A 26356-nucleotide genomic window follows, 5' to 3' on the forward strand; every position below is an offset into this window, starting at 1 on the left:
GAAATTTGCGCTTCGGCTGTCGTTGGTTCGACTGCAGTGATGATACCGTAAGCCATATGACCTCCCCCTCCCGCCGCGACGTATCGCGGCAAGTTGTCAGCTTGCTCGTGTCTTCAAATTCGAACTGCTGCTACCGAACACCGAAATGCCCGGCGCTTCGCCGCCGCCGTGTCGTCGTCAACCCGTTCACTCGCTCCGCGTTCCCGCTGCCAAATTCCGACTGACGTCCTGGTCTCTCTTGTTCGATCCCCCAAATTGCCGGGGACATCGCCGGAGAAATTTTGACACAGGTCGACCGTCCTCATATCGCTATGAGCCGTCAATTCAGCTTCGCTTGGAAAGCGTCGCTAACGCACACACCGCCGCCGATTTGTGCGTCCGCCCCTGGGTCTCAAACCGCGCTGATCTGGAGAGCCGTGGGCGTCGCGAACAAGAAATAAATACACCAAGCTGATTTTCTGACAATCCGTGGATTCGACGGGGATCGAGACTCTTCGCGACTGTTGCGGCGTTGCCGATGCTGAGTTGCGAAAGCAAGTTTTTGAATCAGCGCACAGATTCACGCGTGTCACAAACGACGGTGCAATACCAAAAATTTTTCATAGAAAATTTACATTTGGTCTCGCGCCGGTCATTTTTCCAATCGCTGTTCGGCGCTATGTGCATAAGTAATTCGCGAGACGTCATTTTTCTCGATTACTTTTGCAGGGTAACCCCGCTTCGCAAGTTTCGTCCGCGAAATGCTCGCGCGCTATTCCATCTATCTAGCTTAGCGAAGAACAATCTGTGGGCGAGTGCGGCGCGTTAAGCATGTCGAGCCGGTAGAACTACGGACGCGACGAAACATGACACGCAGTTCGTTGCGCGGCAACGCGAAGTGTTCTCGCGCTATGAAACTTCCACGACAAAAGTCGAGACAAAAACAAAAAGCCCGGCGCGAGCCGGGCTTCGTGACAAATGTGTTTTCCAGTCAGCTCTGGTGGCAAGCCGTTACTTCGCGAGCTTGGCGATGCTCTGCGTGAGGCGCGACACCTTACGGCTCGCGAGGTTCTTGTGAATGATGTTGCGCTGCGCTGCCTTCATCAGCTCGGGCTCGGCGCGGCTCATCGCCTTCAGTGCCGCCTCGCGGTCGCCGCTCTTGATCGCTTCCTCGACGGTGCGCACCGCGCCACGCATCTGCGTGCGGCGCGACTTGTTGACGATGGTGCGGCGGGCAATCTTGCGGGTCGCCTTCTTGGCGGAGGTGGTGTTGGCCATGGTTCTCTAACTGTCCTTCGGCGGTGATCGCTCGGTGGTCGGGCTTGCGCGCACCGGCCGGTTCAAATCTCAACTCTGATGTATTTGTCCAAGGTGGTTTTCTTGGGTGTCCTTGAGGCGGCCATGCGAAGAGCGCAAAATGCTGCCTCCGCATGCGGCACTGTCCAAAGAACAGCGGCGGCAGGATTGCGCCCGCCGCCATCGGTCGGTCTTATAGATGGCGCGGGCTTAAGCGTCAACGCTTTCGGGACCCCAAAAGGGCCCGAAATCGTCCCTGCGGGGGCCGGATAAGCCGCTGAAGAGGTTGAATTTCCGGGGGGCGCCCGGTAAGGCCTGACGACGCGTGGGGCGCGACTGGGAGTTAGGGTGACGCATGATCCGCGGCTTTTTCCGTCTGATCGGCCTTCTGCTGCTGGCCGGCAGCTTCATCTTCATGGTCTATGACGGGGCCCGCTACGTCGCCGACCAGAGCCTGCGGTTCACCCAGTTCGGCCAGTTCTGGAACGACATCCACCAGTCGAGCCAGCAGGCATTCCATGCCTGGGTGGATCGCTTCGCGCCCTGGCTCTGGAATGACGTGATCCGCCTGCTTCTGGAGCAGCCGGTATTCGCGGTGCTCGGCATTGCCGGCATCCTGCTGATGATCCTGTTCCGGCCGCGTAAGCCCCTGATCGGCTACGCGCGCGACTGACTTGTCGGCAGCCCTCCTTGGCTGCACTCCCCTTGGCCGCAGTGCCCCGTAACGGGGCTGCCATCATCCGCGTAAGGACATATATAAGTGACAGCCGGCCCGCAGGCCGTTGCCGCGTCGGCCGATGTCCCGCCTGGAGGTGTCCATGTTGTTCATGCGCAAGACCACCGCGTTGCCGAGCGCCGCCGAGGCGCTGCCGGGCCGCGCGACGCCGATCCCGACCGCGATCACCCATTTCGTCAATGGCAGCAAGTTGCAGCCGCCTTATCCGCAAGGCCTCGAGCAGGCGGTGTTCGGGCTCGGCTGCTTCTGGGGCGCGGAGCGCAAATTCTGGGAACTCGGCGAGGGGATCTACACCACTGCGGTCGGCTATGCCGGCGGCCACACGCCGAACCCGACCTATGAGGAAGCATGCTCGGGGCGCACCGGCCACACCGAAGTGGTGCTGGTCGTGTTCGACCCGAAGAAGATTTCCTACGAGAAGCTGCTGAAGACGTTCTGGGAGAACCACAACCCGACGCAGGGCATGCGCCAGGGCAACGACATCGGCACGCAATATCGCTCCGCGATCTACACGTTCAGCGACGCGCAGCGCAAAGCCGCCGATGAGTCGCAGGCGATGTATCAGAAGGCGCTTGCCGCCAAGGGCCTCGGCGCCATCACCACCGAGATCGCGCCGGCCGGTGAATTCTACTTCGCCGAGGACTACCACCAGCAATACCTCGCCAAGAATCCGGCGGGCTATTGCGGGCTCGGCGGCACCGGCGTGTCCTGCCCGATCGGCGTCGGCGTCACCGCCTGATCGTCTTGTTGAGAAAGAGCTCGCTCTGGAAAGCCGGTTTGCGCTCTTCCCGGGCACGGCTCCAAGCCAATGGGAGGCCGGCTGTTCCGGCCTCCCGCTCGATCCTCGAAAACCCTTTGTTAACCATAAGTGGTGCAAGACTGGGCCTGTCTCGCCGTTGAGGGATAGGTCCGGTGCCGGTTGCACGCGCGTTACGATTGCCGATCACTGCCGTTGTGGCTGCGCTCGCGCTGTCTGGTTGCATGAGCACGTCCGGTCCCGTCGCCGTCGGCCCGCAAGGCGTCGATGCCGTCACCTACGGCCCGGCCTACGCACCCGCTCCGGTTGCCGATGCAGGCGGCGGCGGTGCGATCAGCGCATTGCGTTCCGCCTTCGCCAGCACGTCCCCTGGTTATGGCTATGCCGCACCGGTCGTCTATGCCGCCGCCTCCCCGGGTGGACCCCCCGCCGGTTACGACAACGGCTATCACCTTGGCCCCGGCGACAAGCTTCGCGTGGTGGTCTACGGCCAGGAAGGCCTGACCAATTCCTATGCGATCGACGCCGCGGGCGCGATCACCATGCCGCTGATCGGCTCGGTGCCGGCGCGCGGCCGCACGCCGGCCGGGCTTGCCGGCGAAATCTCGGCACGGCTGCGCAACGGCTATATCCGCGAGCCTTCGGTGGCGGTCGAGATCGAGTCCTATCGTCCGTTCTTCATCCTCGGCGAAGTCCAGGCCCCCGGCCAATATCCCTACGTGCCGAACATGACGGTCGAGAGCGCGGTCGCGATTGCCGGCGGCTTCTCGCCGCGTGCCCGCCGCGACAGCGTGACGCTGACCCACACCGATGCGTCCGGCTCCGGGCGCTTTGTGGTGCCGCTGGGCACGCCGATGAGCCCGGGCGATACGGTATTCGTCGGCGAGCGCTGGTTCTGAAGAAGGATAGTGTCCTTCTTCATTCCGGGATGGTGCGTTAGCACCAGACCCGGAATCTCGAGATTCCCCGATGCGCAATTGCGCATCTGTGGTTCGATACTGGGCATTGCCCCGGAATGACGCTTGCAGCGTCACTTCTTCAGATGCTTTGCGAAAAACTCCATGCTGCGCGGCCAGGCGATGTCGGCGCTTGCCTTGTCGTAGCTGGCGCGCTCGTCGCAATGGAAGCCGTGCTGCGCGCCGGGATAGATGAAGACCTCGACCTCGGGCCGCTTCGACTTGATGGTCTCGACATCGCTCAAGGGAATGCCGGCATCCTTCTCACCGAAATGTAGCTGCGTCGGCACCGCCGGCTTGTCGTCGGCGAAGCGCACGACGGCGCCGCCGTAATAGCCGACCGCGGCGGACAGCCCGGCCAGCTTGGTGGCGGCAGCATAGGCGACGCTGCCGCCGAGGCAGAAGCCGATGATGCCGACCGGACCGACCGACTTCACAGCGTCGATCGCCGCCTGGGTGTCGCGCAGCATCGCGGCCCAGTCCGGATTGGCGACGAACTTCCGCGCCTCGGCGATCTCGTCGGGGGAATAGCCGCTCTGGAAGTTCGGCGTGATGCGGTCGAAGATCGAAGGTGCAACCGCGGCATAGCCTTCCTTCGCCAGCCGGTCGCAGACCGAGCGGATGTGGTGATTGACGCCAAAAATCTCCTGGATCACGACGACCGCGCCCTTCGGCGCGCCGGCAGGATCGGCGCGGTAGGCGCCGAGTTCAAATCCGTCGGAAGCTTTCAGTTTGATGTCTTGTCCCATGGTCCATCCTTGTCAGTTTGGGGGTTGCATGAAGCTTTCGATGATGAGGTCCAAAGCGCGATGACATCGTCATCGCGCTTTAGCTCTCGTTTGAGCATGGCCTTTCGGAAAACCGCTTCGCACTTTTCCGGACCATGCTCTAGCGCCACATCCAGTTCTCGCCCCAGTCGGCCTTCCAGCCGGTCAGCCGGTGTTTGCGGAATTGGAGGAAGAGACGGTCGTGGTGCGGAAACAGCCCGCTGCCGCCGAGGTCGCGGAAGGTCAGGAATATCTCGTTGCCGGGCCGTCCGCTGACATAGGTGAGCGGCGTGCCGAGCGCGCGCTGCGCGTCCGCAACGCCCATGCCGAACGCCAGCGGCGTGGTGTTGGACAGCGTCGCGGTGAAAGTGGACGGGGCTGTGACGAACGGCAGCTTCTGCGCGTTCGCCCCTGTCGTGGCCGCAGTCAGCAACAAGGCAACGGCGACTGACTTCATGGCGCGGTCTTTCCCGGCGCGCCGGCCTCAAGGCCATCCAGGAACGGCAGCACCGCGGTGATGAAGGCCTGCGGCTGGTCGATGTTGACGGCATGGCCGGCGTTCGGAATCACCGCCTTCTGTGCACCGGGGATCTTCGCCGCCATGTAATCGGACGCCGCCAGGAACGGCGTGTCGTCGGCGCCGACCACAACCAGCGCTGGCGCCTGGATCCCGGGCAGCGATTCGATCACCCGTGCATCACGCTGGGCCAGCATGCCGCGCGCCGCGAGCGCGAGGCCCCTGGCGTTGCGATGGGTGACCGACGCGCGCTCGGCGCTCAACGATCTAAGCACCTCGAGCCCTTCGCGGTCGAAGCGGTCGCCGGTCTCGCGGGCGCGCTTGTTCCAAACCTCACGGGCGTCGTCCTTCTTGAAGCCCGGGCCGGTGTCGATGATCAGCAGCGCCCGCACCCGTTCCGGATGGGCGCGATGAAAGGCAAGCGACATGTAGCCGCCGAGCGACAGCCCGCCGACGATCGCCTTGTCGGCGCCGGCGGCGTCGAGCAGAGCGGCGATGTCGTCGATCGTCAGCGCTTCGCTATAGGCATCGGGATCGTCGGGATAGTCGGACTGGCCGTGCCCGCGCATGTCCCACAGGATCAGCTTGTGTCGCCGCGACAGCGCCTCGATCTGGCCTTGCCACATCGCCGAGGTCGAGGAATAGCCGTGGGTCAGGATCAGCGGCGGGCCGCTGCCGTGAACCTCGTAGTAGATCTCGACGCCGTTGCGGTTGAGCTTGGCCATTGACGGGCTCCTTGTGTTTCTCTCGCCGCTGTCGTCGGACGGCGTTGCCGGCGCTTGCTGCCGACGCTTTGAGCAAGCGCCTGGCGATTAGACACCAACGCTGCCATTCCAAAAAGCGTCATGCCGTTGCCGCATCGCACAACAGTCATCTTCGGAAATTTATTCTTTTCGAGCAATTCCAAATTGGATTGCCTCCAGCCGGGAACCGGATCATTGTTTCGGCAACTGTCGCTTACCCGGTGGGCGCCGGCCAAGACCCAACAGTGAGTTGCCGCCGTAAGCGGCTTCCTACACCGGAAGGGGAGAGAGATGCCAAATCTCAATATCAACGGACGGAATATGTCCGTCGAGGCGGCCAATGACACGCCGCTGCTTTGGGTCATCCGCGAGCAATTGCAGATGACGGGCACCAAATTCGGTTGCGGCGCCGGTCTGTGTGGCGCCTGCACGGTTCACGTCAACGGCGAAGCGGTGCGGTCCTGCCAGACCTCGGTCGCCGACGCCGTCGGCAAGAAGATCACTACCATCGAAGGCCTCTCCGCCAAGGGCGATCATCCCTTGCAGAAGGCCTGGGTCGCCGAGCAGGTGCCGCAATGCGGCTACTGCCAGTCCGGCCAGATCATGCAGGCGGCGGCGCTGCTGTCGAAGAACACCAACCCGACCAAGGAAGAAGTGGTCGCGCATATGGACGGCAATCTCTGCCGTTGCATGACCTATTCACGAATCCAGAAGGCGATCATGCGCGCTGCGTCCGACATGCGCACCGCATCGGCCACCGGATCCGAGCGGAGGGCCACATGAACAAGCACGTGAAAAACCTCGCGCCAGAGACGACCGATCTCAGCCGCCGTTCCTTCCTAGTCGGCACCGCTGCAACCGGCCTCGTGCTCGGCTACTCCGCGTCCGGCATCGACCAGGCGCTCGCGGCGCCCGCACCCGCCAACTTCGAGCCGAGCGTCTGGTATTCGATCGCGCCCGACGGCCTCGTCACCGTGACCTGCGGCAAGGCCGACATGGGCCAGCACGTCGCCTCGACCATGGCGCAGATCGTGGCCGAAGAGCTCGGCGCGAACTGGAAGGACATGCGGGTTCAGCTCGCCTCCAACGATCCGAAGTTCAACGATCCCGTGCTGGGCGCGCAGATCACCGGCGGCAGCTGGTCGACGATGATGAACTTCGATGCGATGAGCCGCGCCGGCGCAGCTGGCCGCATCGCATTGACCGAGGCGGCGGCGGCCTCCATGGGCGTGCCGGCCGGCGAGCTGGTGGTGCGCGATTCCAAGATCAGCCACGCGAAGTCGAAGAAGTCGATGTCGTTCGCCGAAGTGGTGAAGAGCGGCAAGGCGACCAAGACCTTCACGGCGGATGACCTGAAGGCGATCAAGCTGAAGACGCCCGACCAGTACACCATGATCGGCGTCTCGGTGCCGCAGCTCGACATCCCGTCGAAGACCAACGGCACGGCCAAGTACGGCATCGACGTGATGGTGCCGGGCATGGTCCACGGCGCGCTGGTCACCCCGCCGGTGCGTTACGGCGCCACCGTGAAGTCGGTCGACGATAGCGCGGCCAAGAAGCTGCCCGGCTTCATCAAGGCCGTCACCCTCGACGACAAGACCACAACCACGACCGGCTGGGTCGTCGCGGTCGCCAACACCTATGCGCAGGCGAAGAAGGCCGCGGCGGCGCTGAAGATCAGCTATGACGGCGGCCCGAACGCAAAACTGTCGAGCGAATCGCTGTTCGCCGAGGCCAAGCGGCTGCAGGGGCTCAGCGATTCCGGAGAGTTCTTCGTCAAGGACGGCGATCCGAACGCGGCCTTCGGCTCGGCGGCCAAGCTGTTGGAGGCGGAATACACCACCAACATCAACATCCACGCGCCGATGGAGCCGATGAACGCCACCGCGGAGTTCAAGGGCGACATCCTGCACATCTATTCCGGCAACCAGTTCGCGACGCGCTCCGGCGCGATCGCGGCCGGCGCCGCCGGGATCGATCCGAAGTTCGTGGTGATGCACCAGATGTGGCTGGGTGGCGGCTTCGGCCGGCGTCTCGACGCCGACATGATGGTGCCCGCGGTGCAGGCGGCGAAGGCCGTCGGCAAGCCGGTCAAGGTCATCTACACGCGCGAAAACGACATGACGATGGATTTCTCGCGTCCGCTGACCTACCAGAAGGTGAAGGCCGGCATGGATGGCGACGGCAAGATCGTCGCGATGAGCCACGACGTGGTCTCGGCCTGGCCGACCGCGCGTTGGGGAATCCCCGATTTCCTGACACCGTCGGTCGACAAGAAGGGTCCGCTCGACTCCTTCACCGTGAACGGAGCGGACTTCTTCTATACCGTGCCCAACCACTATGTGCGGGCGATCAAGAACGAGATGGCGCACAACGCCACCCCGTCGGGTCAGCTCCGTTCGGTGGCGCCGGGCTGGACGTTCTGGGCGGTCGAAAGCATGATCGACGAGATCGCGCATGCGACCGGCAAGGACCCGGCGCAGCTGCGCATCTCGTTGCTCGACGGCAAGGGCAAGAATGACGGCGGCGCGCAGCGTCTCCGCAACACCTTGCTCGCTGCGATGGGTCTTGCCGGCTACGGCACCAAGCAGCTGCCCAAGGGCGAAGGCATGGGGGTCGCCTGCGTGTCGTCGCAGGAGCGCGCCACGGCGAGCTGGACCGCCTGCGTTGCCCATGTCGCGGTCGCCCCGTCGGGCGAGGTGACGGTGAAGAAGCTGACGGTTGCGACCGACGTTGGTACGCAGGTGAATCCCGACGGCATCCGGGCCCAGGTCGAGGGCGCGGCGCTGTGGGGCATGTCGCTGGCGCTGTTCGAGAAGGCGACGTTGAAGGACGGCGGCATCGAGCAGACCAACTTCGACAGCTACACACCGCTTCGGATGAGCCAGCTGCCGGAAGTCGCGGTCAACGTCATCGCCAATGGCGAGAAGGCGACGGGCGTCGGCGAGCCCGCGGTGACGGTGGTGGCGCCGGCGATCGGCAACGCCGTCTTCAACGCGGTCGGTGCCCGCGTTCGCGGCCTGCCGATCACCGCGGAAGCCGTCAAGGCTGCGATGAAGGCGTAACGGCCTGAACGAACAAGAACGCCGGAGAGCACGAGCTCTCCGGCGTTTTTCTTTGCTTCGCGCGTCGGCCGGGCAGTGACGGCATCAACTTCGACGCCGCAAAAATTCATGATTCGCTGCCGATCTGCGCAACTGCATCGATTTCCGGCCGGCCTGATTTTGCTGGCGGATTCGGCGATCCCTCAAATTGTATCCATTGCGCTTAAGCGCCGTTCAGCATCCCCATTAAGTCGGAGGGAACGCATCGTCAGGTAGCGTCCCGGCGTCGGTCGTTACCGCGACGGGGATTTCATGACAGCCTTAGCCAACAACCAGACTTCGAAGCGCCGCCTCCTGCTGGCGTCAGATCGAAGCGATCAGAGCAACGAGCTCGCCAACATCCTGCGTTCGGTGGGCGAGGTCGATACCGTTCCGACCTCTGACATTCCCGAGCAGCCGGCCCGCGATCTCTCCGGCATCGTCGTCGACATCAACCTGCGCTCGCCCGAAGCCGTGCAACTCGTCCGCGCCAAGCTGCAGGCCGACGCCTATCGCGAGATGCCGCGGCTGTTCGTGCTGGCGGATGCCTTGCATCACGCCTCGATGCAGGCCTGGGCGCTCGGCGCCACCGACACGATCTCGCGGCCGTTCGATGCGCGCGGCATCCTGCAGCGCATCCGCGCCGCCTTCCCCGACGACAGCGGTTATGACGAGACCGATCGCGGCAAGGCGCTCAACCGCGGCGTCGAAGCTGCGCACGGCGTGATGGTCAAGATGTTCGAGCGGATGCGCGCCGGCGAGCCGCTCAAGTTCGAGGACATCGTCGCCGCCGAGAACAAGATCCTCAAGGCGATCAAGCACAACTCGCTGCGCGAGTGGCTGACCACGGTCGGCTGCCATCACCAGGAGACCTATCGCCACTGCCTGTTCGTGACCGGTTTTGCGGTCGCCTTCGCGCAGCATCTCGGCATGCGCGACGACGATCAGCGCCGGCTCGCCCGCGCCGCGCTGCTGCACGACGTCGGCAAGGCCTTCGTGCCGGTCGCGCTGCTCGACAAGCCCGGCGCGCTGACGGTGGAGGAAATGGCCGAGATGCGCGAGCATCCGCGCCGCGGCTACGAGGCGCTGTCCGCGCAGGGCGGCTTCCCGCCGGAAATGCTCGACGTGATCCTGCACCATCACGAATTCCTCGACGGCACCGGCTATCCCAACGGCCTCAGCGGCAACCAGATCAGCGACATCGTCCGCGTCACCACGATCGTCGATGTCTATGCCGCCTTGGTCGAGAAGCGCGCCTACCGGCTGCAGTTCACCCACGCCAAGGCATTCTCCATGATGGAGGAGATGGGCGGCAAGCTCGACCAGCAATTGCTGCAGGCGTTCCGCCCGGTGGCGTTCGGGCATTATTGATCTCCAACGGTTTTCGCCGTCATTGCGAGCGAAGCGAAGCAATCCATTGCTCCGCGTGAGCGGGCCGATGGATTGCTTCGTCGCGGAGCCTGTCATAGGGCGCGCGTTCGCGCGACCCGTTGGCTCCTCGCAATGACGCCATTTGGCGGGGATCCTAGCCAATCAACGCAAGTCGTGCTCCTTACCTCCGCCTAGATTCCGGTGATCATCGGCAAGACCGATGCTTTGACGGGTGAGGACGATCATGGATACGGCAACGACCGGGGATTTCGACATCCCCGCCGACATCGCGGCAACCGTCGTCGATCCCGTCGCCTATGCGGACGACCGCATCCACGACAGCTATCGCTGGCTGCGCGCCAACAATCCGCTCGGCATCGCGCGGCCCGAGAAGTTCGATCCGTTCTGGGTGGTGACCAAGCACGCCCATATCCAGGCGATCAGCCGGCAGAACGAGCTGTTCCACAACGCCGATCGGCCGACCACCCTGACGACGCAGGCGCTCGAGGAGCGCGTTCGCAAGATCACGGGCGGGCCCAATTTGGTGCGCTCGCTGGTGCAGATGGACGCGCCCGATCACCCGAAATATCGCGCGCTGACGCAGGGCTGGTTCATGCCGGCCAATCTCGGCAAGTTCGAGGCCCGCGTCCGCGAGATCGCGCGCGCCACGGTGCAGCGCATGCTCGCGAGGGGCGGCGCCTGCGACTTCGTCGAGGACGTCGCGCTCGGCTATCCGCTGCACGTCATCATGGAGATCCTCGGCGTGCCCGAGGCGGACGAGCCGCGCATGCTCAAGCTGACCCAGGAGCTGTTCGGGCCGCAGGATCCCGACACCGCGCGCGTCCGCGACGCGCTGAGCGCGGAGCAGGTCTCCGCGATGCTGCAGGCGATCATCGCCGACTTCTCCGCCTACTTCCGCAAGATCACCGAGGATCGCCGCCGGAACCCGCGCGACGATCTCGCCACCGTCATCGCCAACGCGAAGATCGGCGGCGAGTACATGCCGGAGCACGATCAGACCAGCTATTACATGATCGTCGCGACGGCGGGCCACGACACCACCTCATCCTCGACCGCCGGCGCGATCTGGGCGCTGGCCAGGGACCCCGCGGAATTCGCCAAGGTGAAGGCCAACCCGGAGTTGATCCCGGGCCTGGTCGACGAGTCGATCCGCTGGATGACGCCGGTCAAGCATTTCATGCGCTCGGCCACCGCGGATACCGAGCTCGGCGGCCGCAAGATCGCCAAGGGCGATTGGCTGATGCTGTGCTACGCCTCCGGCAATCGCGACGAGGAGGTGTTCGAGGACCCCGATCGCTTCCGCAGCGATCGCAAGCCCAATCGCCATGTCGCGTTCGGCTATGGCGCGCATCTCTGCCTCGGCCAGTACCTCGCCAAGCTCGAGATGCGCATCCTGTTCGAGGAACTGCTGCCGCACCTGAAGTCGCTGTCGCTCGACGGCGAGGTGAAGATGACGCAGGCCTATTTTGTCAACGGCCCGAAGAAGCTGCCGATCCGGTTCGAGGTGAATTGAGTACTTGTCATTCCGGGATGGTCCGAAGGACCAGGCCCGGAATCTCGAGATTCCGGGTTCGATGCTAACGCATCGCCCCGGAATGACGCGATCAAGTCCGCCTCACTCCAGCATCTTCCTGAGCTCCGCCTTCGCGACCTTCTCCAGCGTCGAGCGCGGCATCTCGTCGACGAAGCGGATTTCGCGCGGCAGCTTGAAGTCGGCGAGGCCTGCACGGCAAGCGGCCATGATGTTGTCGTGGAGGTCGACGGGCAACGCGGCGACGCCGGCTTGCGGGATGATGAAGACGACGGGCACCTCGTCCAGCATCGGATGCTTCTTCGCCACCACGGCGGCTTCGCGTACGCCCGGCACCACCGCGATCACCTGTTCGATCTCGGAGGCCGCGACATTCTCGCCGCCGACCTTCAGCATGTCCTTGGAGCGGTCGCCGAACTTGATGTAGCCGCGCTCCAGCATCGTGACGCGGTCGCCGGTGATGAAGTAGCCGTGCTCGTCAAAACTCTCGCGCGTGGCCGTCTCGTTGTGTAGATATTCGGCGAACAGCGACAGGCCGGGAATGCCCTTGATCAGGAGATTGCCGGTCTCACCGACGCCGGTCGGCGCGCCGTCGTCATTGACGATGCGGATTTCGTATTCGGGGGCGGCGCGGCCGATCGACATCGGCGTGTTGGGCTGATCGACCTCGCCGATGATGCCGTGGGTGATGGTCTCGGTCATGCCCCACCAGCCGATGATCTTGATGCCGAACACCGCGAATGCCGGCGGCTCGTTCACGGCAGTGCCCCAGAGCCGGAATTTGTGCTTCTTCGGCACCTCGTGCTCGAGCAGCGCCTTCATGCAGAACGGGATCGTCGAGGTCCAGGTCGAGCCGTGCTCCAGCGCCACCGGCCAGAAGCGGCTCGCCGAGAAGCGCGGCTGGATCACACAGGTCGCTCCGACCCACAGGCTCGCCAGCATCGAATAGGCCAGCGCGTTGGTGTGGAACAGCGGCAGATAGGTCTGGTGCACGTCAAAGGCGTGCAGATCCTGATGCGCGGCGTTGATCTTGGCGCCCCACAGCGCGTTGGCGTGGGTCCATAGCACCGCCTTCGGCCGCGACGTGGTGCCGGAGGTGTATTGTACACTGCAGGGGGCGAGTGGATCGGTTGGGCGACGTGGCCGGTCGGCACCGTCGGCAAACAGCGCGTCAAAACTGTCGCCGCGCGCGGGCGGTTGTGCCGGCGTTTGCCCGGCGTCGTGCGAGGTCACCGCGATCCAGCGCAGGCCCTTGCAGTTGGCCGATATCAGCTCGGCATAGGCCGGCTGGGTGATCGCGGCGACCGCGCCGCAATGGCCGGCAAAATATTCGATCTCGGCGGCGGCGGAACGGGTGTTGGTGGTGACCGCGATGGCGCCGAGCTCGACGCAGGCGAACCACGACATGATCGCCTCGACGCAATTGTCGAGATGGATCAGGACGTAGTCGCCTTGCCGGATGCCGCGCTTCGCAAGGCCCGCAGCCAGCGCGCCGACCCGCTCATGGAATTCGCCGTAACTCCAGCGCCGTGCCGGCGCGTCGAACGGCGCCCAGATCAGGAATGGATGGTCGCGGCGCACCTCGGCGCGCATCCGCAGCAGCCATGGCACGTCGAGCCCCGCAAACGGTCCCACGACGCCTGGTGCTGGATTCGAGTTGGCCATATGTCCTCCCGCGCAGCCTTGTCGGCCGCCATTGGTCTTGGTTGGGAGCAGTTCTGCCATCGGTGTGCGCCGAGAGCAAATCGGGATTTGCAAAGCGGTTTTGCGCTGAAGCAATCTGTTCCGCCGCGCGGAAGAGTTCGACTTATTCGCGGCATCCGTCATCGGGCGCGCATTCGCACGCCGCGCCGGCTCGCAAGGACGAACGAGAGCTAGGTCGCGTTCTTCTCGTACGACGAGATCTCGATCAGGCTGCCGTCGGGGTCGCGGCAATAGACCGAGCGCAGCGTGCCGCGCGCGCCCTGCTTCGCCACCGGGCCTTCCTCGATCCTGACGCCATTGGCCTTCAGATGTGCGACCACTTCCTCGGGCGTGCTCGAGGTGAGGAAGCAGAGATCGTCGCTGCCGGCCGCTTCGTGATCGGCGGTGAACCAGTCCACCTTGTCGGCATCGCGCGGCCGCACATTGATCTTCTGGTTGCCGAACACCAGCGAGGTGCGCGGTGTCTTGCCCTTGCCGGGGTCGAACACCTTCACCTCCATGCCGAGGATCCTGCTGTACCAGGCAACCGAGCGCACGACATCGGTGACGTTGATCACGAGATGGTCGAGGCCATTTACCTTGACGGACATGATCGATCCTCTTCGGTCCAGAGTACTTTCGAGCGATGTGGTCGCCGGTTCTGGTGCGATCAGAGCCGAAGCTTAGTCTTTCGTCGCGGTCGGCGGCGCACGTGTCGCACTGGTCGCTTCAGGCATTGTTTGTTAAAACCGCGCCGCACGCAACGCAACAGAAACGGGCAGGGCGCCAAACCCTGCTGGATTGGGAGAAGCTTCATGATTTCACGCCGTACCGCGCTGGGCCTGATCGGGTCGGGGATTTCGACATTCGCGATCGGCCGCGCTTCCGCTGCCGACTATCCGGCGCGGCCGGTGCGCTGGATCGTGGGTTATCCGCCGGGCGGCGCCACCGACATCATCGCGCGCCTGGTCGGGCAGCGGCTGTCGGAGAGGCTCGGGCAGCAATTCGTGATCGAGAACAAGCCGGGCGCCGGCAACAATATCGGCACCGAGGCGGCGATCAATGCCGAGCCGGACGGCTACACCGTGCTGCTGGTCAATCCGGCCAATTACATCAACGCCTCGCTTTACGCCAATCTGAAGTTCAACTTCGTGCGCGACGTCGCGCCGGTTGCTTCCTTCAATCGCGTGCCGAACGTGATGACCGTCAACAAGGACGTGCCGGCCAAGACCGTCGCCGAGTTCATCGAATATGTGAAGGCCAATCCCGGCAAGGTGAACATGGCCTCTTCCGGCAACGGCACCTCGGTGCATCTCTCCGGCGAGATGTTCATGGCGATGACCGGCTGCAAGATGCAGCACGTGCCGTATCGCGGCGCCGCGCCCGCGATCACCGACATGCTCGGCGGCCAGGTGCAGGTGATCTTCGACAACATGCCCTCGATCATCCAGCACATCCGCTCCGGCGCGCTGCGCGCGCTGGCTGTGACGTCAACAGAGCGATCCTCGCAACTGCCCGATGTTCCGTCGGTCGCCGAAACCGTGAAGGGCTACGAGGCGAGCGCGCTGTTCGGCATGGGCGCGCCGAAGAACATGCCGAAGGAAGTTATCGCCAGGCTCAACACCGAGATCAACGCCGTGCTCGCTGAACCCGACATGAAGAAGCGCCTGGTCGAGCTCGGCGGCGATCCGCTGATCCAGACGCCGGAAGCCTTCGGCAACGACATCAAGGCCGAGACCGACAAGTGGAAGAAGGTGGTCGAGTTCGCCGGCCTCAAGGTAGAGTAGGCCCCGCAAGAGGCGCGATGCTGGATCGCGCGGGACAAACGTGGCCCGCGTGGTACAGCCGGTCCCTGGCCGAAGCCGGATTCGTCGGCCTTGACGCGGAATAAAATGACCTTCAGGAACCTTATCAAAGATGCCGCACCTGGCTAACTGCGGCGTCCGAGGAGCCGGATCATGCGCGCATCGGGATTGGCAATGCTTGTTCTGGGAACGATGACGCTCGCAGGCGCGGCGGGTATCACGCCCGCTTCCGCCGATCCTTATGACTACCCATGGTGCGCGCAGGGCCCGAGCCTGGGTTATCCCGGCGAATGCGCTTACCGGACCTACCAGCAATGCCTCGCGAGCGTGTCCGGCCGCTATCTCTATTGCGGCGAGAATCCGCGCTTCCTGTTCAGCGAACCGCCGCCGCCACCACCGGGCCGCTATCAGCGTCGGCACCGGACCGTATATCCCGACTAGCGTTGCGGCATCACTGCAAGGCAGTCTGTCGCCACTGTTCCTGACGTTCGTCCCTCGCGTCGGGTCCATGCTGACGTGATCGTGAAGCCGCGCACTTGACGTCACGCCGTTTGCGCCTATACTAAACCACATGGTTAAGTATCAGGACGAGACGCTGGACCGCACCTTTGCGGCGCTTTCCGATCCCACCCGTCGCGCGCTGCTGGCGCGGCTCGGCGACCAGGAAAGCCTGTCGGTGAGCGAGCTGGCGCAGCCATTCGCGATGTCGCTGCCGGCGATCATGAAGCATCTCGACGTGCTCACCGATGCGGGTCTCGTCGCGCGCGAAAAGACCGGCCGCACAGTGGCGTGCCGGCTCACCGCACAGCCGATGGAGCAGGCGATGAACTGGCTCAATCGCTATGCGCAATTCTGGTCCGACAATCTCGACCGCCTTGCCGCCTTTGTGGAGGAAGAACCATGGCAAACCAATCCGCAGTCGCCGCCGACGCCGGCCTCGCCGCGCGCCCAAGCCTCACCCTCACGCGGCGCCTCCGCGCGCGGCCGGAAAAAGTCTACGCCGCGTGGACCGAGCCGGAAAATCTAGCGCAGTGGTTCGGACCGGGTGGGGTCAAGCCGGCCACGACGCGTGCGGAGCTCGATGTCCGCGTCGGCGGACGCTATCGCATCGGATTCATCGGCACCAACGGCGAATATCACGAGGTCGGCGGCGTCTATCGTGAGGTGGTGCCGAACGAGAAGCTGGTGTTCAGCTGGGCCTGGCATTCGACGCCCGAACGCGAATCCGAGGTGACGATATCGATCAAGCCCGATGCCGGCGGTACGTTGCTCACCTTCCATCACGCGCAGTTCGTCGATGAGACCGCCCGCGACAACCACCAGCGCGGCTGGACCGCATTCCTCGGCAATCTGGAAAGCTTCGTCGACGCCTGACCTGCAAAGGAGCATCCCATGCAACAGCACATGATCGTCTCGCGCGAAGAATGGATCGCAGCCCGCAAGGCATTGATGGCCGGTGAGAAGGAACTGACCCAGGCCCGCGAAGCGCTCAGCCGGCAGCGCCGCGAACTGCCCTGGGTGAAAGTTGACAAGGACTATGTCTTCGACGGCCCTGGCGGCAAAATGACCCTCGGCGATCTTTTCAGGGGCAGGCCGCAACTCGTGGTGCAGCATGTGATGTTCGCGCCGGAGTGGGACGCGGCGTGCAAGAACTGCTCGTTCTGGGCCGACGGTTTCGAGCGCATGGTTCCGCATCTCGCCGCACGCGACACCACGATGATCGCGATCTCGCGGGCGCCGCTCGTCAAGCTCGACGCATTCAAGGCGCGGATGGGCTGGACCTTCGATTGGGTCTCCTCGGGAGAGAGCGACTTCAACTACGATTACGGCGTGTCGTTCACGCAAGGGCAGATCGATGCGGGGGACGCGAAATACAATTATGGAACGACGCCGCTCTATGGTCCCGAACTGCCCGGCATCAGCGTGTTCTTCCGTGATGAGACAGGGAGCGTGTTCCACACTTACTCGACCTTCGCGCGCGGCCTCGACATGATGAATGCCGCCTATCACTATCTCGACCTGACGCCGCTCGGCCGCCACGAGGAAGGATTGCCCTATCCGATGGATTGGGTGCGGCTACGTGACCAGTACCAACCGGCGCCGGTTCAGGCATCCTGCTGTCACTCCTGATCGTCATTGCGAGCGCAGCGAAGCAATCCATCGCGCCGCAAGTGTCGAGATGGATTGCTTCATAGCTTCGCTCCTCGCAATGACGGGGAGCCAAACAGCAGGAAGTCATCCGCATGCCTTACGTCGATGGATTCATCGTCGCCGTGCCGAAGAAGAAACTCAAAGCCTATGCGCAACTCTCGAAGAAGGCCGGCAAGGTCTGGCGCGAGTATGGCGCGTTGGATTATCGCGAATGGGTCGCCGACGACGTCAAGCCGGGCAAGCTGACCTCGTTTCCGCAGAGCGTGAAACTGAAGGCCGGCGAAACCGTCGTGTTTGCCTGGATCACCTACAAGTCGCGCGCCCAGCGCGACCGGATCAACGCCAAGGTGATGGCCGATCCGCGCCTGGCATCGATGAGCATGGGTGACGTGCCGTTCGACGGCAAGCGGATGATCTATGGCGGCTTCGCCAGCCTGGTGAAGGTCTGACGCGGCACGGTTTCGCCGCAATCCGCGCAGTAACCAGCTGTTAAACATCACGCTCGGCAAGCCGCGCGATGCCGCTTGCGTTTACTTGGTGATCCCGTATACTTTGCAATACAAAGTTCGGGCGAATCATGCGTGACCTCGACAAGGCGTTGGCCGATATCCTCGCCATCCGCAGCCAGATTGCGGCCGGAACGGCGTTCCGCGGCTACGGTCCGGCAACCGTCGCCGCCACCAGCGGCATCGCGCTGGTCACGGCGCTTGCGCAATATCTCTGGCTCGCCGATCCCACCGCTCATCCGATCGCGTTCCTCGCAGGCTGGGCGGCGGCCGCGTTGGTCTCCGCCGTGCTGATCTGGATCGAGATGCAGGCGCGCTCGCGGCGGCATCATTCCGGCCTTGCGGACGCGATGGTCCAGCAGGCGATCGAGCAGTTCGTTCCCGCGGCGATCGCCGGCGTGCTGCTCGCGATCCTGCAATGGAAGTTCGCGCCCGAGACGTTGTGGATGCTGCCCGGCCTGTGGCAGGTGCTGGTCAGCCTCGGCGTGTTCGCTTCGGTCCGCCTGCTGCCGCGCACGATCGCGCTCGGCGGCGCCTGGTATTTCCTGTCGGGCTTCACGGTGCTCTTGATCGCAAGCCAGAGCCACGCGCTGTCGCCCTGGACCATGGGACTGCCATTCGCGATCGGCCAGTTGCTGCTCGCAGCGCTGCTCTATTTCGCTTCCGGAGGCCATGATGCCGAAGACTGACCTGACCACCGCGCCGTTCGCCTATGACGGCCTCGACCGCGTCATCCACGAGAAGGCGCGGCTCGGCCTGCTGACCTCGCTGATGGCGCATCCGAAAGGGCTCGCCTTTGCCGATCTCAAGCAGCTCTGCGGCCTGACCGACGGCAACCTCAGCCGGCACCTCCAGGTGCTGCAGGAGGCCGGTCTCGTCGACGTCATCAAGGGCTATGAAGGCAATCGTCCGCACACCACCTGCCGCCTGACCAAGAGCGGTCGTCGCCGCTTCCTCGACTATCTCGCCGTGCTCGAGCAGCTGGTGCGTGACGCGGCCAAGGCCGCCGGCACGGCCGAGAGGGCCGCCGGCACGGCAGAAAAGGCCGCCGGCAAGGACGACCGCGCAGCTGGCCGCCTCGGTATCCAGCCGGTTTGAACCATCTCATTTTTGTCCGGAGACTTTGTGATGCAAAGTAACGTCGCGCTCAAGCCGGAAGCCGCCTTCAGGCTCCATGTCGGCATCATCATGGATGGCAATGGCCGCTGGGCAACGCGGCGCGGCCTGTCGCGCCTGCGCGGACACGAGGCCGGCGTCGAGGCGATCCGCCGCATCGTCGAGGCCGCACCGGACCAGGGCGTCGGCACGCTAACGCTCTACGCCTTCTCGAGCGACAATTGGCGCCGTCCGAAGGCCGAGGTCGCGGCGCTGATGGGGCTGCTGCGGTTCTATCTCGCCAATGAGATCGCCGCGCTCGTGCGCAACGGCGTTCGCCTCACCGTGATCGGCCGCCGCGACCGGCTGCCCGACGGCATCGCCGCCGCGATCACGCGCGCCGAGGCCGAGACCGCCGGCGGCACCACGCTGCATCTGCGCATCGCGATCGACTATTCGGCGCGCGACGCCATCCTGAACGCCGCCGCGCGCGCGGCCGGCGCCGGCGAGCTCAGCCGCGAGACGTTCTCCGATCTCATTACCGGCGAGGCCGGGCTGCGCGACGTCGACCTGATCATCCGCACTTCGGGCGAGAAGCGGCTGTCGGACTTCCTGCTCTGGGAGGGTGCCTATGCCGAGCTGCATTTCACCGAGCGGATGTGGCCCGAATTCGATGCCGACGATCTCGCCGACGCACTCGGCTCCTTCCATCGCCGCGAGCGCCGCTTCGGCGGACTGACCGCGATCGCGCCGGCGGAGGTGCCGAACCTCTAACGCGTCAAGCCGCGCCAACTGCTCTCTTCCTAAAGCCCGGCCGGGGGGTTGGGCTCTCTCTCACAAGATGCGGGGACGAACGATCACGCCAACCAAAGCGGGAGCGATCATCCATGCGCATTCTTCTCATCAACGTGCCGCACCCGGCGATCGGCAGCCGGATCCCCGACGACCATCTGCCGCCACTTGGCCTGTTGTCGATCGGCGGCCCCCTGATCGATGACGGCCACGACGTCGGTCTTATCGATGCCGAGTTCGGGCCGATGCCGGTCCAAGCCATCGTGGCGGAGGCATCGAGATTTGCACCGGATGCGGTGCTGTTCGGCCATTCCGGCTCGACGTCGGGCCATCCGGTCATCGCCGAGGTGGCGCAGGCGATCGTCAAGGCCGTGCCCGGTGTGCGGATCGTCTATGGCGGCGTGTTTCCGACCTATCACTGGCGCGACATCCTGCGCGAGGAGCGCTACGTCACCGCGATCGTGCGCGGCGAGGGCGAAGAGACGGCGCGGCGTCTGATGCGAGCGCTGGAGGCCGGCGAGGATCTCCGTATCATCAACGGCATCGCATTCCGTGACGATTACGGGCCGCGCGTGACGCCGCCTGCGCCTGTCATCCGTGACCTCGATGCCTATCGCGTCGGCTGGGAATTGATCGATCACGCGCGCTACAGCTATTGGGGCGGGCTGCGTGCCGTCGTCGTGCAATTCTCGCGCGGCTGTCCGCATCTCTGCAATTACTGCGGCCAGCGCGGCTTCTGGACGCGGTGGCGGCACCGCGATCCCGTGCGCTTTGCGAAGGAGCTGGCGCGGCTCCATCGCGAGCACGGCGTCAAGGTGATCAATTTCGCCGACGAGAATCCGACCGTCTCGAAGAAGGCGTGGCGGGCCTTTCTCGAGGCCCTGATCGCGGAGGATGTCGATCTGATCCTGGTCGGCTCGACCCGCGCCGACGACATCGTGCGCGACGCCGATATCCTGCATCTCTACAAGAAGGCGGGCTGGCAGCGCTTCCTGCTCGGCATGGAGAACACCGACGAGAAGACGCTGGAGCTGATCCGCAAGGGCGCGACCACCACGATCGATCGCGAAGCCATCCGTTTGATGCGCCAGCACGGCATCCTGTCGATGGCGACGTGGGTGGTCGGCTTCGAGGAGGAGACCGATCGCGATCATTGGCGTGGTCTCAGGCAGCTGTTGTCCTATGATCCCGACCAGATCCAGATGCTCTACGTCACGCCGCATCGCTGGACGCCGTATTTCCGTCTCGCGGCGGAGCGGCGCGTCATCCAGACCGATCGCAGGCTCTGGGACTACAAGCATCAGGTGCTGGCGACCCGGCACATGCCGCCATGGCGCGTGCTGCTCTGGTTCAAGTTCACCGAGATGGTGCTGCAGTGCCGCCCGAAGGCGCTGCTCCGCGTGCTGCTCCACCGCGACGCCGGACTTCGTCACGCGATGCGCTGGTACACGCAGATGGGCCGCCGGGTCTGGCCGCACGAAATCCTCGGCTTCCTGCGCGACAAGAGGTTGAAGAACGGGCCCACCGTGCAGGAATTTTGGGGCGCGCCGCAGGATATGGAGGAGGAATCGATGTCGTCGCACCGGCCCGAGCGCCGCGTCGGCACATCACGCGCGGCGTAAGTCGATACCGTCTTGTCGGGTTCTGGATATCTGGCGCTGATGACTGGACGCCTCAGTCATCAGCGCGATAATTTTCAGGTCGGCTGCGCAGAACAAAAAGAACCGTGGCGGTCGAGGCGTCGAGTTGAGCATACAGGTTGCGATCTTAAAAATATTGGCCAGTCACGTCCGCGGCAAAGCCACAATCAATTCACTTAAGCACGATCTCGCCGTGCTCTCATCGAGCGGCGACGATTGGCATGCGCGGATCAAACGTCTGGCGTCGCGGGTCCCCGAACTCGACATCTTTAGCCATGGCTATGTGCTCCGTGACGTCGAAGGCTGGGAGATCACATCGGCCGGTCGCGAGTTCCTGCGTGCACTGGAAGCGGTCACGCAAGACAATCTGCCGTCCGCGCCATCGGCCGATACCGTAATCCACGCCGAGGGCAGGCTGATCGTGGTCGGTCACCGCTTCAAGAATCAGGTGCGGGCACCGAGTGATCCCGAACAGAGCACATTGGCGCGCCGCCGGCCGATCCGCGAGCCGCATTGAACCTCACTGCGCTGCCCGCGACCTACCTTCGGGACGTGGCTCCGGAGGTCGCAAATGACTGCTTTGGCTCAATCGATCGCACGCGCGTTTCCGGCCAATTCGCTTCGGAGCAGCATCGCCCGGCATGTCCTGCTGCTTGCCTCCGCGGTCCTGTTCGTCGCGGCGCTCAGGGCAAGCTACGGCCTCGATCTCAGCGCTGGTCTCTTCTAGCCGCGCGACAAATTATCCGGCCTCAAGTCATATTGGGTTAACCGGACCGAGGTAGCCGGGCGCACGCTTTCCTTGCATCTCTAACCCGGGCCGGTCTTCCATGGATAAGCCGATGCGCTGCCAGTGCGGCAGGACGCGAACCATTGTGCTCGACAAGCATTTCCGCACCGCGCTGGTATGCCCGAAATGTGATGAGGTTCAACTGACCGGGCCGGCGAGGCCGGAGGAACAGGTGTTTGACCGCACGCTAAAGCGCGGTCGTGTTCGGCGCCGAAACCCGCTAGGTTCCGTCTGACGAAACGGACCAAAGCGAAACCCGATGCCGCAGCCTTCCGACACCGCCGCCATCACCCTTGCCGACATACGCCGTGCCGCGGATGTGATCCGGGATGCGGTCATGGTCACGGCCTGCAACGAGAGCCGCACGCTGGGCGAGATCTGCGGCTGCCGCCTGTTCCTCAAATTCGAGAACCTGCAGTTCACCGCGACGTTCAAGGAGCGCGGCGCGCTGAATCGCCTGCAGGCGCTGTCGCCAGAGGAGCGCAAGCGCGGCGTGATCGCGATGTCTGCCGGCAATCACGCCCAGGGCGTGGCCTATCACGCCAAGCGGCTCGGCATCCCCGCTACCATCGTGATGCCGATCGGGACGCCGATGGTGAAGATCGAGAACACCAGGCGGCACGGCGCCGAGGTCATCATCACCGGGCAGACGCTGGAAGAATGCTTCGCGTTCGTTGGCTCGCATGCTGCGCAGAAGGGCCTGATCCTGATCCATCCCTATGACGATCCGTTGATCATTGCAGGGCAAGGCACGATCGGACTTGAAATGCTCGCGACGGTGCCGGAGCTCGATATCCTGGTGGTACCGATCGGCGGCGGCGGGCTGATCTCGGGCATCGCCACGGCCGCGAAGGCACTGAAGCCGTCGATCCAGGTCGTCGGCGTGCAGGCCCAGCTCTATCCGTCAATGTACAATGCGGTCAAAGGCGAGCAGCTGCCGATGCGCGGCGACACCCTCGCCGAGGGCATTGCGGTCAAGGCGCCCGGGCAGATCACCACGAAAATCGTGCGCGAGCTCGTTGACGACATCATCCTGGTCAGCGAGGACCAGATCGAGCGCGCGGTCGCGACCCTGATCTCGATCGAAAAGACGGTGGTCGAAGGCGCCGGCGCCGCCGGTCTCGCGGCGGTGCTCGCAGCTCCCGAGCGCTTTGCGGGCAGCTCAGTCGGCCTGGTGCTGACCGGCGGCAATATCGACACCAGGCTGATTGCCTCGGTCCTGACCCGCGAGCTCGCGCGCGAGGGACGACTGACGCAACTGGCGCTCGACATCGTCGACCGGCCCGGACAGCTCGCGGCGGTGTCGATCCTGCTTGCCGATGCCGGCGCCAATATCATCGAGGTCTCGCATCAGCGCACCTTCTCCGACCTTCCGGCGAAGGCGACGCTGCTCGAGCTCGTGATCGAAACCCGCGACCGCGCCCATCTGGAGGACGTGCTGGCAAGGCTCAGCTCCGAAGGATTCGCGGTCCGGGAAAGTTAGCTGTCAGACTGCTTGACCGTCATCCTGAGGCGCGAGCGGAGCGAGCCTCGAAGGATGAATCGGCCACCAGCCGGGCCGTCGATCCTTCGAGACGCGCGCAAGTGCGCGCTCCTCAGGATGACGGATTTCAATGGGCGAACTAACCCTCGTTGTCACCCGCCGCCAGCTCGGCGAGCTTCGCGATGGTGTTGATGTTGCGCGCGGTACCCTTGGCGGCGGCGGGGATCTTCAGCTTCGAGCGGCCCATGCCGCTGCCATAGGCGACATAGATCTCGCGCTTGCCGAGCCGCACCTCTTCGTCCTGCTGGCCCTTGATGTCCTTCAAGGCATCCTTCGGCGGCGGCTCGTCGAGGAAGATCGCGACAGTATAGTTCGGCGGCGCTTTCGGAAACGGATTGGCCCTCAGCACCGCGGCGATCTCGTCCGCGCTCCGGATGACGATGCCGACCGGCTTGCCGGCATAGGCCTGCAGCCGCCGCTCCAGCGCGGCCTTGACCTTGGCCGCGCCGAGCTTCGAGGAGAATACGACATTGCCGCTGGCGATATAGGTCTGCGCGTCGGCAAATCCCTCGTCGACGCACATCGCCTTCAACTCGGTCATCGGCAGCTTGCCGGTGCCGCCGACATTGACCGCGCGCAGCAGGGCGACGTAACGCGGCATCGACTAGCCGTCGGCTTTCTTCTTCGTAGGCTTCTTGGCCGGCGGCGGCTCTTCCATCGCCTTCTTCATGGCGCGCGCATAGGCGTCGGCGGCGTTCTCGGCCGAATTCTGCAACCGCTTGGCGGTCGCGGTTGCGTTCATCATCGTGCTCTTGGCCAGGAAGCGGAAGCGCGCCTTGGTCTCCTTGTCCTTGGCCTTGGCGGCGCGCGTGACCCAGACGGCCTGGCGTTTCTTGGCAGCCGCCATCACGGCCTTGGTCTGCGCTTTTGCGGTTTGCCGGATGACGGCGTCGAGGTCGGCTTCGGCCATTCAGATGCACTCATTGACTGGACATGCGCCGGGAGGGCGCACGGAGGGACGGGAGCTACCCCTAGCGTAACCGGTGCCGTTTGAACATGCGATCGTTTTGCGAATTCCCGGAGGATCGCATCGACCCCTGTACCGAGGCTTGCGCGGCGTGCGCTAGTCTCCTGACGACCCCGGCGGCACCTTCGCGCCGGCGAGCAGTCTGGCCAGCTCGACCTGCCGGCCCAGTCCGGTCTTGGCCAACACCGCCTTGAGCTGGTTGCGAACCGTTTCGCGGGAAATGCCGAATGCGCCGGCGATTGCCTCGACGGTGCGTCCTTCGCCAATGCCGCGCGCGACGCGCGCCTCCGCCGGCGTCAAGTCGAACAGGCCCTGCAGCACCTCCGCGGTCGGCACCTCGGCCGGCACCACCGGCGTCACGATCACGATCGCCGCCGCGCGATCGAACAGGTCACGCGCTGCGCCGTGGATCGGGACCAGATGCACGATCAGCGGCGGCCGATCCTCCTGCGCCGCGATCGGCACCGAGCGCACCTCCACGCCGATCAGTCCCTGATCAAGTGCGGCCAGCGCCTGGGCGAACAGCGCGTCGGCAGTGGTCGCCGCCAGCGTCAGGCGCTCGCCGCGATCCTGCATCACGTCGGGCACCAGGCGGTCGAACAGCGTGTTGGCTGCCATCAGGCGGCCGCCGCGCCGCAGCACTGCCGCGGGCAGGCCGAGCATCGCCAGCGATTCGGTTGCCGCCCTGGCGCGCTCCATCCCGAGCCGCGCCGACAGCAGCGCCGCACGCGCCAGATGCGGCCGCAGCGCGTCGAGCTGCTCGATTGCTTCCCGCTCGATCGGTCCGTGCTGGTATTCGCGCTCGACGCTGTAGATCAGCACGTCGCCGCTCGGCACCGCGATCGCAGTACCGGCGCCCCATCCGAGCCCGCGCGGGCGGAAGAATTCGCGGATCTGGAAGTCCTGCTGCACCTCCTCGGGCGTATCGAACACGTCGATGTCGCGCAGGAAGCCGGCATGGTTGGCCGCGAGCAGGCGCGGCAATCGCCCGTTGCGCTCGTGCCAGCCGCCCTCGACATAGGCCACCGTGTCGTCGTGCATGTCGGGCGACGCGACCCAGCGGACGTCGTGTGGGGCCGCCGTCAGCAGCACGATACCGCGCGCACGCGCGATTGCACCGACCTGATGCAGGACATTCGGCCACAATTCGGGGACGACCGCGGCCTCATAGGCCAGTTCAATCAGATGCTCGTGCAGGTCGTTCGCCATCGGTCATCCCAAAAACCGTTGTTGCCCAATAGATAAACCCGGCGACCCCGGAAATATTGCGTAAAGCAATTCAGCCCGAGCCACGAGTCCGGGTTATTCCGGTGCGCGTTCACGCGCATCAGGGGGGGAATTACGACGTTTTCGCCGCTCTTCTTCGCGATTTTCGCGCGGGCGCCTGGAGCCTCGCTCGCTCGGCTGCGACCCGGCGCGCGGCCGCCGGCGCCCGGACGACGCATTCCAAGGCCGATGCCAGGTCGCGGGGCAGGCCCAAGACTTGATAGAGACTTGATGAAGACCCGATAATCAGGGCCCGACGATCATCGCCGCGTGTGGCAAAATCGAAGCTGCGTGACAGGTGGAAATATTCGGAAGCATCTCGAAACCCGATTGGCGTGACTGGCGCTGCGCCAGCCCCGCCGGC

General features: G+C 64.5%; 28 protein-coding genes and 1 pseudogene. 20 read left to right on the top strand and 9 right to left on the bottom strand.

Going from position 1 to position 26356, the window contains the following annotated elements; genetic code table 11:
- Window positions 1–990 precede the first annotated feature (990 nt).
- On the bottom strand, window positions 991–1257 hold the full coding sequence (rpsT, locus tag ACVIHF_RS36070) for a 30S ribosomal protein S20 (RefSeq protein ID WP_057015335.1): 267 nt from the start codon (window positions 1255–1257) through the stop codon (window positions 991–993).
- Window positions 1258–1630: 373 nt separating this feature from the next.
- Here rpsT and ACVIHF_RS36075 point away from each other — a divergent pair, with 373 nt between their 5' ends.
- The 3 genes from ACVIHF_RS36075 (at window position 1631) to ACVIHF_RS36085 (ending at window position 3667) form a co-directional block, all read left to right on the top strand.
- On the top strand, window positions 1631–1948 hold the full coding sequence (locus ACVIHF_RS36075) for a hypothetical protein (RefSeq protein ID WP_016842666.1): 318 nt from the start codon (window positions 1631–1633) through the stop codon (window positions 1946–1948).
- 145 nt (window positions 1949–2093) lie between these two features.
- Window positions 2094–2750: a peptide-methionine (S)-S-oxide reductase MsrA gene (msrA, locus tag ACVIHF_RS36080; RefSeq protein ID WP_456793380.1), complete on the top strand. Its 657-nt coding sequence runs from the start codon at window positions 2094–2096 to the stop codon at window positions 2748–2750.
- Window positions 2751–2923: 173 nt separating this feature from the next.
- Complete coding sequence (locus ACVIHF_RS36085) at window positions 2924–3667, top strand: polysaccharide biosynthesis/export family protein (protein WP_225646638.1); 744 nt, start codon at window positions 2924–2926, stop codon at window positions 3665–3667.
- Window positions 3668–3798: 131 nt separating this feature from the next.
- Here ACVIHF_RS36085 and ACVIHF_RS36090 read toward each other — a convergent pair whose 3' ends face one another.
- The 3 genes from ACVIHF_RS36090 to ACVIHF_RS36100 all read right to left on the bottom strand — a co-directional run bounded on the left by ACVIHF_RS36090 (window position 3799) and on the right by ACVIHF_RS36100 (window position 5733).
- Window positions 3799–4473 (bottom strand): dienelactone hydrolase family protein, encoded by a 675-nt coding sequence (locus ACVIHF_RS36090; protein WP_253605896.1) that lies wholly within the window; start codon window positions 4471–4473, stop codon window positions 3799–3801.
- A 139-nt stretch (window positions 4474–4612) separates the two neighbouring features.
- Complete coding sequence (locus ACVIHF_RS36095; RefSeq protein ID WP_253605897.1) at window positions 4613–4948, bottom strand: hypothetical protein; 336 nt, start codon at window positions 4946–4948, stop codon at window positions 4613–4615.
- Window positions 4945–5733 (bottom strand): alpha/beta fold hydrolase, encoded by a 789-nt coding sequence (locus ACVIHF_RS36100; RefSeq protein WP_253605899.1) that lies wholly within the window; start codon window positions 5731–5733, stop codon window positions 4945–4947. Before ACVIHF_RS36100 ends, ACVIHF_RS36095 begins: the two co-directional genes overlap by 4 nt.
- A 309-nt stretch (window positions 5734–6042) precedes the next feature.
- On the opposite strand from ACVIHF_RS36100, the gene ACVIHF_RS36105 reads away from it, so the two are divergent.
- The 4 genes from ACVIHF_RS36105 (at window position 6043) to ACVIHF_RS36120 (ending at window position 11739) form a co-directional block, all read left to right on the top strand.
- On the top strand, window positions 6043–6534 hold the full coding sequence (locus ACVIHF_RS36105; protein ID WP_026192016.1) for a (2Fe-2S)-binding protein: 492 nt from the start codon (window positions 6043–6045) through the stop codon (window positions 6532–6534).
- Window positions 6531–8816, top strand: coding sequence for a xanthine dehydrogenase family protein molybdopterin-binding subunit (locus tag ACVIHF_RS36110; protein WP_253605901.1), 2286 nt, complete (start codon window positions 6531–6533; stop codon window positions 8814–8816). The genes ACVIHF_RS36105 and ACVIHF_RS36110 overlap by 4 nt, the downstream gene beginning before the upstream one ends.
- 291 nt (window positions 8817–9107) lie before the next feature.
- Window positions 9108–10205, top strand: a complete 1098-nt coding sequence (locus ACVIHF_RS36115) for an HD-GYP domain-containing protein (protein WP_092080939.1) — start codon at window positions 9108–9110, stop codon at window positions 10203–10205.
- 244 nt (window positions 10206–10449) lie between these two features.
- Entirely contained in the window at window positions 10450–11739 is a 1290-nt protein-coding gene (locus tag ACVIHF_RS36120; protein WP_456793381.1) for a cytochrome P450, read from the top strand.
- Window positions 11740–11841: 102 nt separating this feature from the next.
- Here ACVIHF_RS36120 and ACVIHF_RS36125 read toward each other — a convergent pair whose 3' ends face one another.
- A complete protein-coding gene (locus ACVIHF_RS36125) occupies window positions 11842–13422 on the bottom strand; it encodes an AMP-binding protein (protein ID WP_253605905.1) in 1581 nt (526 codons plus the stop codon).
- Between the two features lie 209 nt (window positions 13423–13631).
- Complete coding sequence (locus tag ACVIHF_RS36130; RefSeq protein ID WP_057015344.1) at window positions 13632–14051, bottom strand: VOC family protein; 420 nt, start codon at window positions 14049–14051, stop codon at window positions 13632–13634.
- A gap of 204 nt (window positions 14052–14255) precedes the next feature.
- Between ACVIHF_RS36130 and ACVIHF_RS36135 the strand changes: the two genes are divergently transcribed.
- The 13 genes and pseudogenes from ACVIHF_RS36135 (at window position 14256) to ACVIHF_RS36195 (ending at window position 23699) form a co-directional block, all read left to right on the top strand.
- Window positions 14256–15227 (top strand): Bug family tripartite tricarboxylate transporter substrate binding protein, encoded by a 972-nt coding sequence (locus ACVIHF_RS36135; protein ID WP_057015345.1) that lies wholly within the window; start codon window positions 14256–14258, stop codon window positions 15225–15227.
- Between the two features lie 171 nt (window positions 15228–15398).
- Window positions 15399–15686: a DUF3551 domain-containing protein gene (locus ACVIHF_RS36140; protein ID WP_375166783.1), complete on the top strand. Its 288-nt coding sequence runs from the start codon at window positions 15399–15401 to the stop codon at window positions 15684–15686.
- A gap of 130 nt (window positions 15687–15816) precedes the next feature.
- Window positions 15817–16272: an ArsR/SmtB family transcription factor gene (locus ACVIHF_RS36145; protein ID WP_310882975.1), complete on the top strand. Its 456-nt coding sequence runs from the start codon at window positions 15817–15819 to the stop codon at window positions 16270–16272.
- A pseudogene (locus ACVIHF_RS36150) lies at window positions 16257–16619 on the top strand (SRPBCC family protein); the annotation flags it as partial. The gene ACVIHF_RS36145 and the pseudogene ACVIHF_RS36150, both read left to right, overlap by 16 nt.
- 18 nt (window positions 16620–16637) lie before the next feature.
- Entirely contained in the window at window positions 16638–17375 is a 738-nt protein-coding gene (locus tag ACVIHF_RS36155; RefSeq protein WP_310882976.1) for a DUF899 domain-containing protein, read from the top strand.
- Window positions 17376–17488: 113 nt separating this feature from the next.
- The gene (locus ACVIHF_RS36160) at window positions 17489–17845 is read left to right on the top strand and encodes a DUF1428 domain-containing protein (RefSeq protein ID WP_028335567.1); all 357 of its coding nucleotides are present in this window, start codon (window positions 17489–17491) and stop codon (window positions 17843–17845) included.
- Between the two features lie 128 nt (window positions 17846–17973).
- Window positions 17974–18591 (top strand): hypothetical protein, encoded by a 618-nt coding sequence (locus ACVIHF_RS36165; RefSeq protein WP_057015349.1) that lies wholly within the window; start codon window positions 17974–17976, stop codon window positions 18589–18591.
- The gene (locus tag ACVIHF_RS36170; RefSeq protein WP_057015410.1) at window positions 18578–19000 is read left to right on the top strand and encodes a transcriptional regulator; all 423 of its coding nucleotides are present in this window, start codon (window positions 18578–18580) and stop codon (window positions 18998–19000) included. Before ACVIHF_RS36165 ends, ACVIHF_RS36170 begins: the two co-directional genes overlap by 14 nt.
- Before the next feature lie 30 nt (window positions 19001–19030).
- The gene (locus tag ACVIHF_RS36175) at window positions 19031–19771 is read left to right on the top strand and encodes a di-trans,poly-cis-decaprenylcistransferase (RefSeq protein ID WP_057015350.1); all 741 of its coding nucleotides are present in this window, start codon (window positions 19031–19033) and stop codon (window positions 19769–19771) included.
- 113 nt (window positions 19772–19884) lie between these two features.
- Window positions 19885–21411, top strand: a complete 1527-nt coding sequence (bchE, locus tag ACVIHF_RS36180; RefSeq protein ID WP_456793382.1) for a magnesium-protoporphyrin IX monomethyl ester anaerobic oxidative cyclase — start codon at window positions 19885–19887, stop codon at window positions 21409–21411.
- Window positions 21412–21622: 211 nt separating this feature from the next.
- A complete protein-coding gene (locus ACVIHF_RS36185; protein ID WP_456793383.1) occupies window positions 21623–21946 on the top strand; it encodes an aminoacyl-tRNA deacylase in 324 nt (107 codons plus the stop codon).
- Between the two features lie 54 nt (window positions 21947–22000).
- Window positions 22001–22156, top strand: a complete 156-nt coding sequence (locus ACVIHF_RS36190) for a response regulator (RefSeq protein WP_225162097.1) — start codon at window positions 22001–22003, stop codon at window positions 22154–22156.
- 319 nt (window positions 22157–22475) lie between these two features.
- On the top strand, window positions 22476–23699 hold the full coding sequence (locus ACVIHF_RS36195; protein WP_456793384.1) for a threonine ammonia-lyase: 1224 nt from the start codon (window positions 22476–22478) through the stop codon (window positions 23697–23699).
- A gap of 139 nt (window positions 23700–23838) precedes the next feature.
- On the opposite strand, the gene ACVIHF_RS36200 is transcribed toward ACVIHF_RS36195, so the two are convergent.
- The 3 genes from ACVIHF_RS36200 to ACVIHF_RS36210 form a co-directional block, all read right to left on the bottom strand.
- Complete coding sequence (locus tag ACVIHF_RS36200; protein ID WP_253605916.1) at window positions 23839–24360, bottom strand: DUF1697 domain-containing protein; 522 nt, start codon at window positions 24358–24360, stop codon at window positions 23839–23841.
- A 3-nt stretch (window positions 24361–24363) separates the two neighbouring features.
- Complete coding sequence (locus tag ACVIHF_RS36205) at window positions 24364–24669, bottom strand: hypothetical protein (RefSeq protein ID WP_092080911.1); 306 nt, start codon at window positions 24667–24669, stop codon at window positions 24364–24366.
- Window positions 24670–24822: 153 nt separating this feature from the next.
- Window positions 24823–25935 carry a helix-turn-helix transcriptional regulator gene (locus ACVIHF_RS36210; protein ID WP_456793385.1) on the bottom strand — a complete coding sequence of 371 codons (1113 nt, stop codon included), beginning with the start codon at window positions 25933–25935 and terminating at the stop codon, window positions 24823–24825.
- Window positions 25936–26356: the final 421 nt, after the last annotated feature.

It is taken from the genome of Bradyrhizobium sp. USDA 4506 (assembly GCF_054058795.1).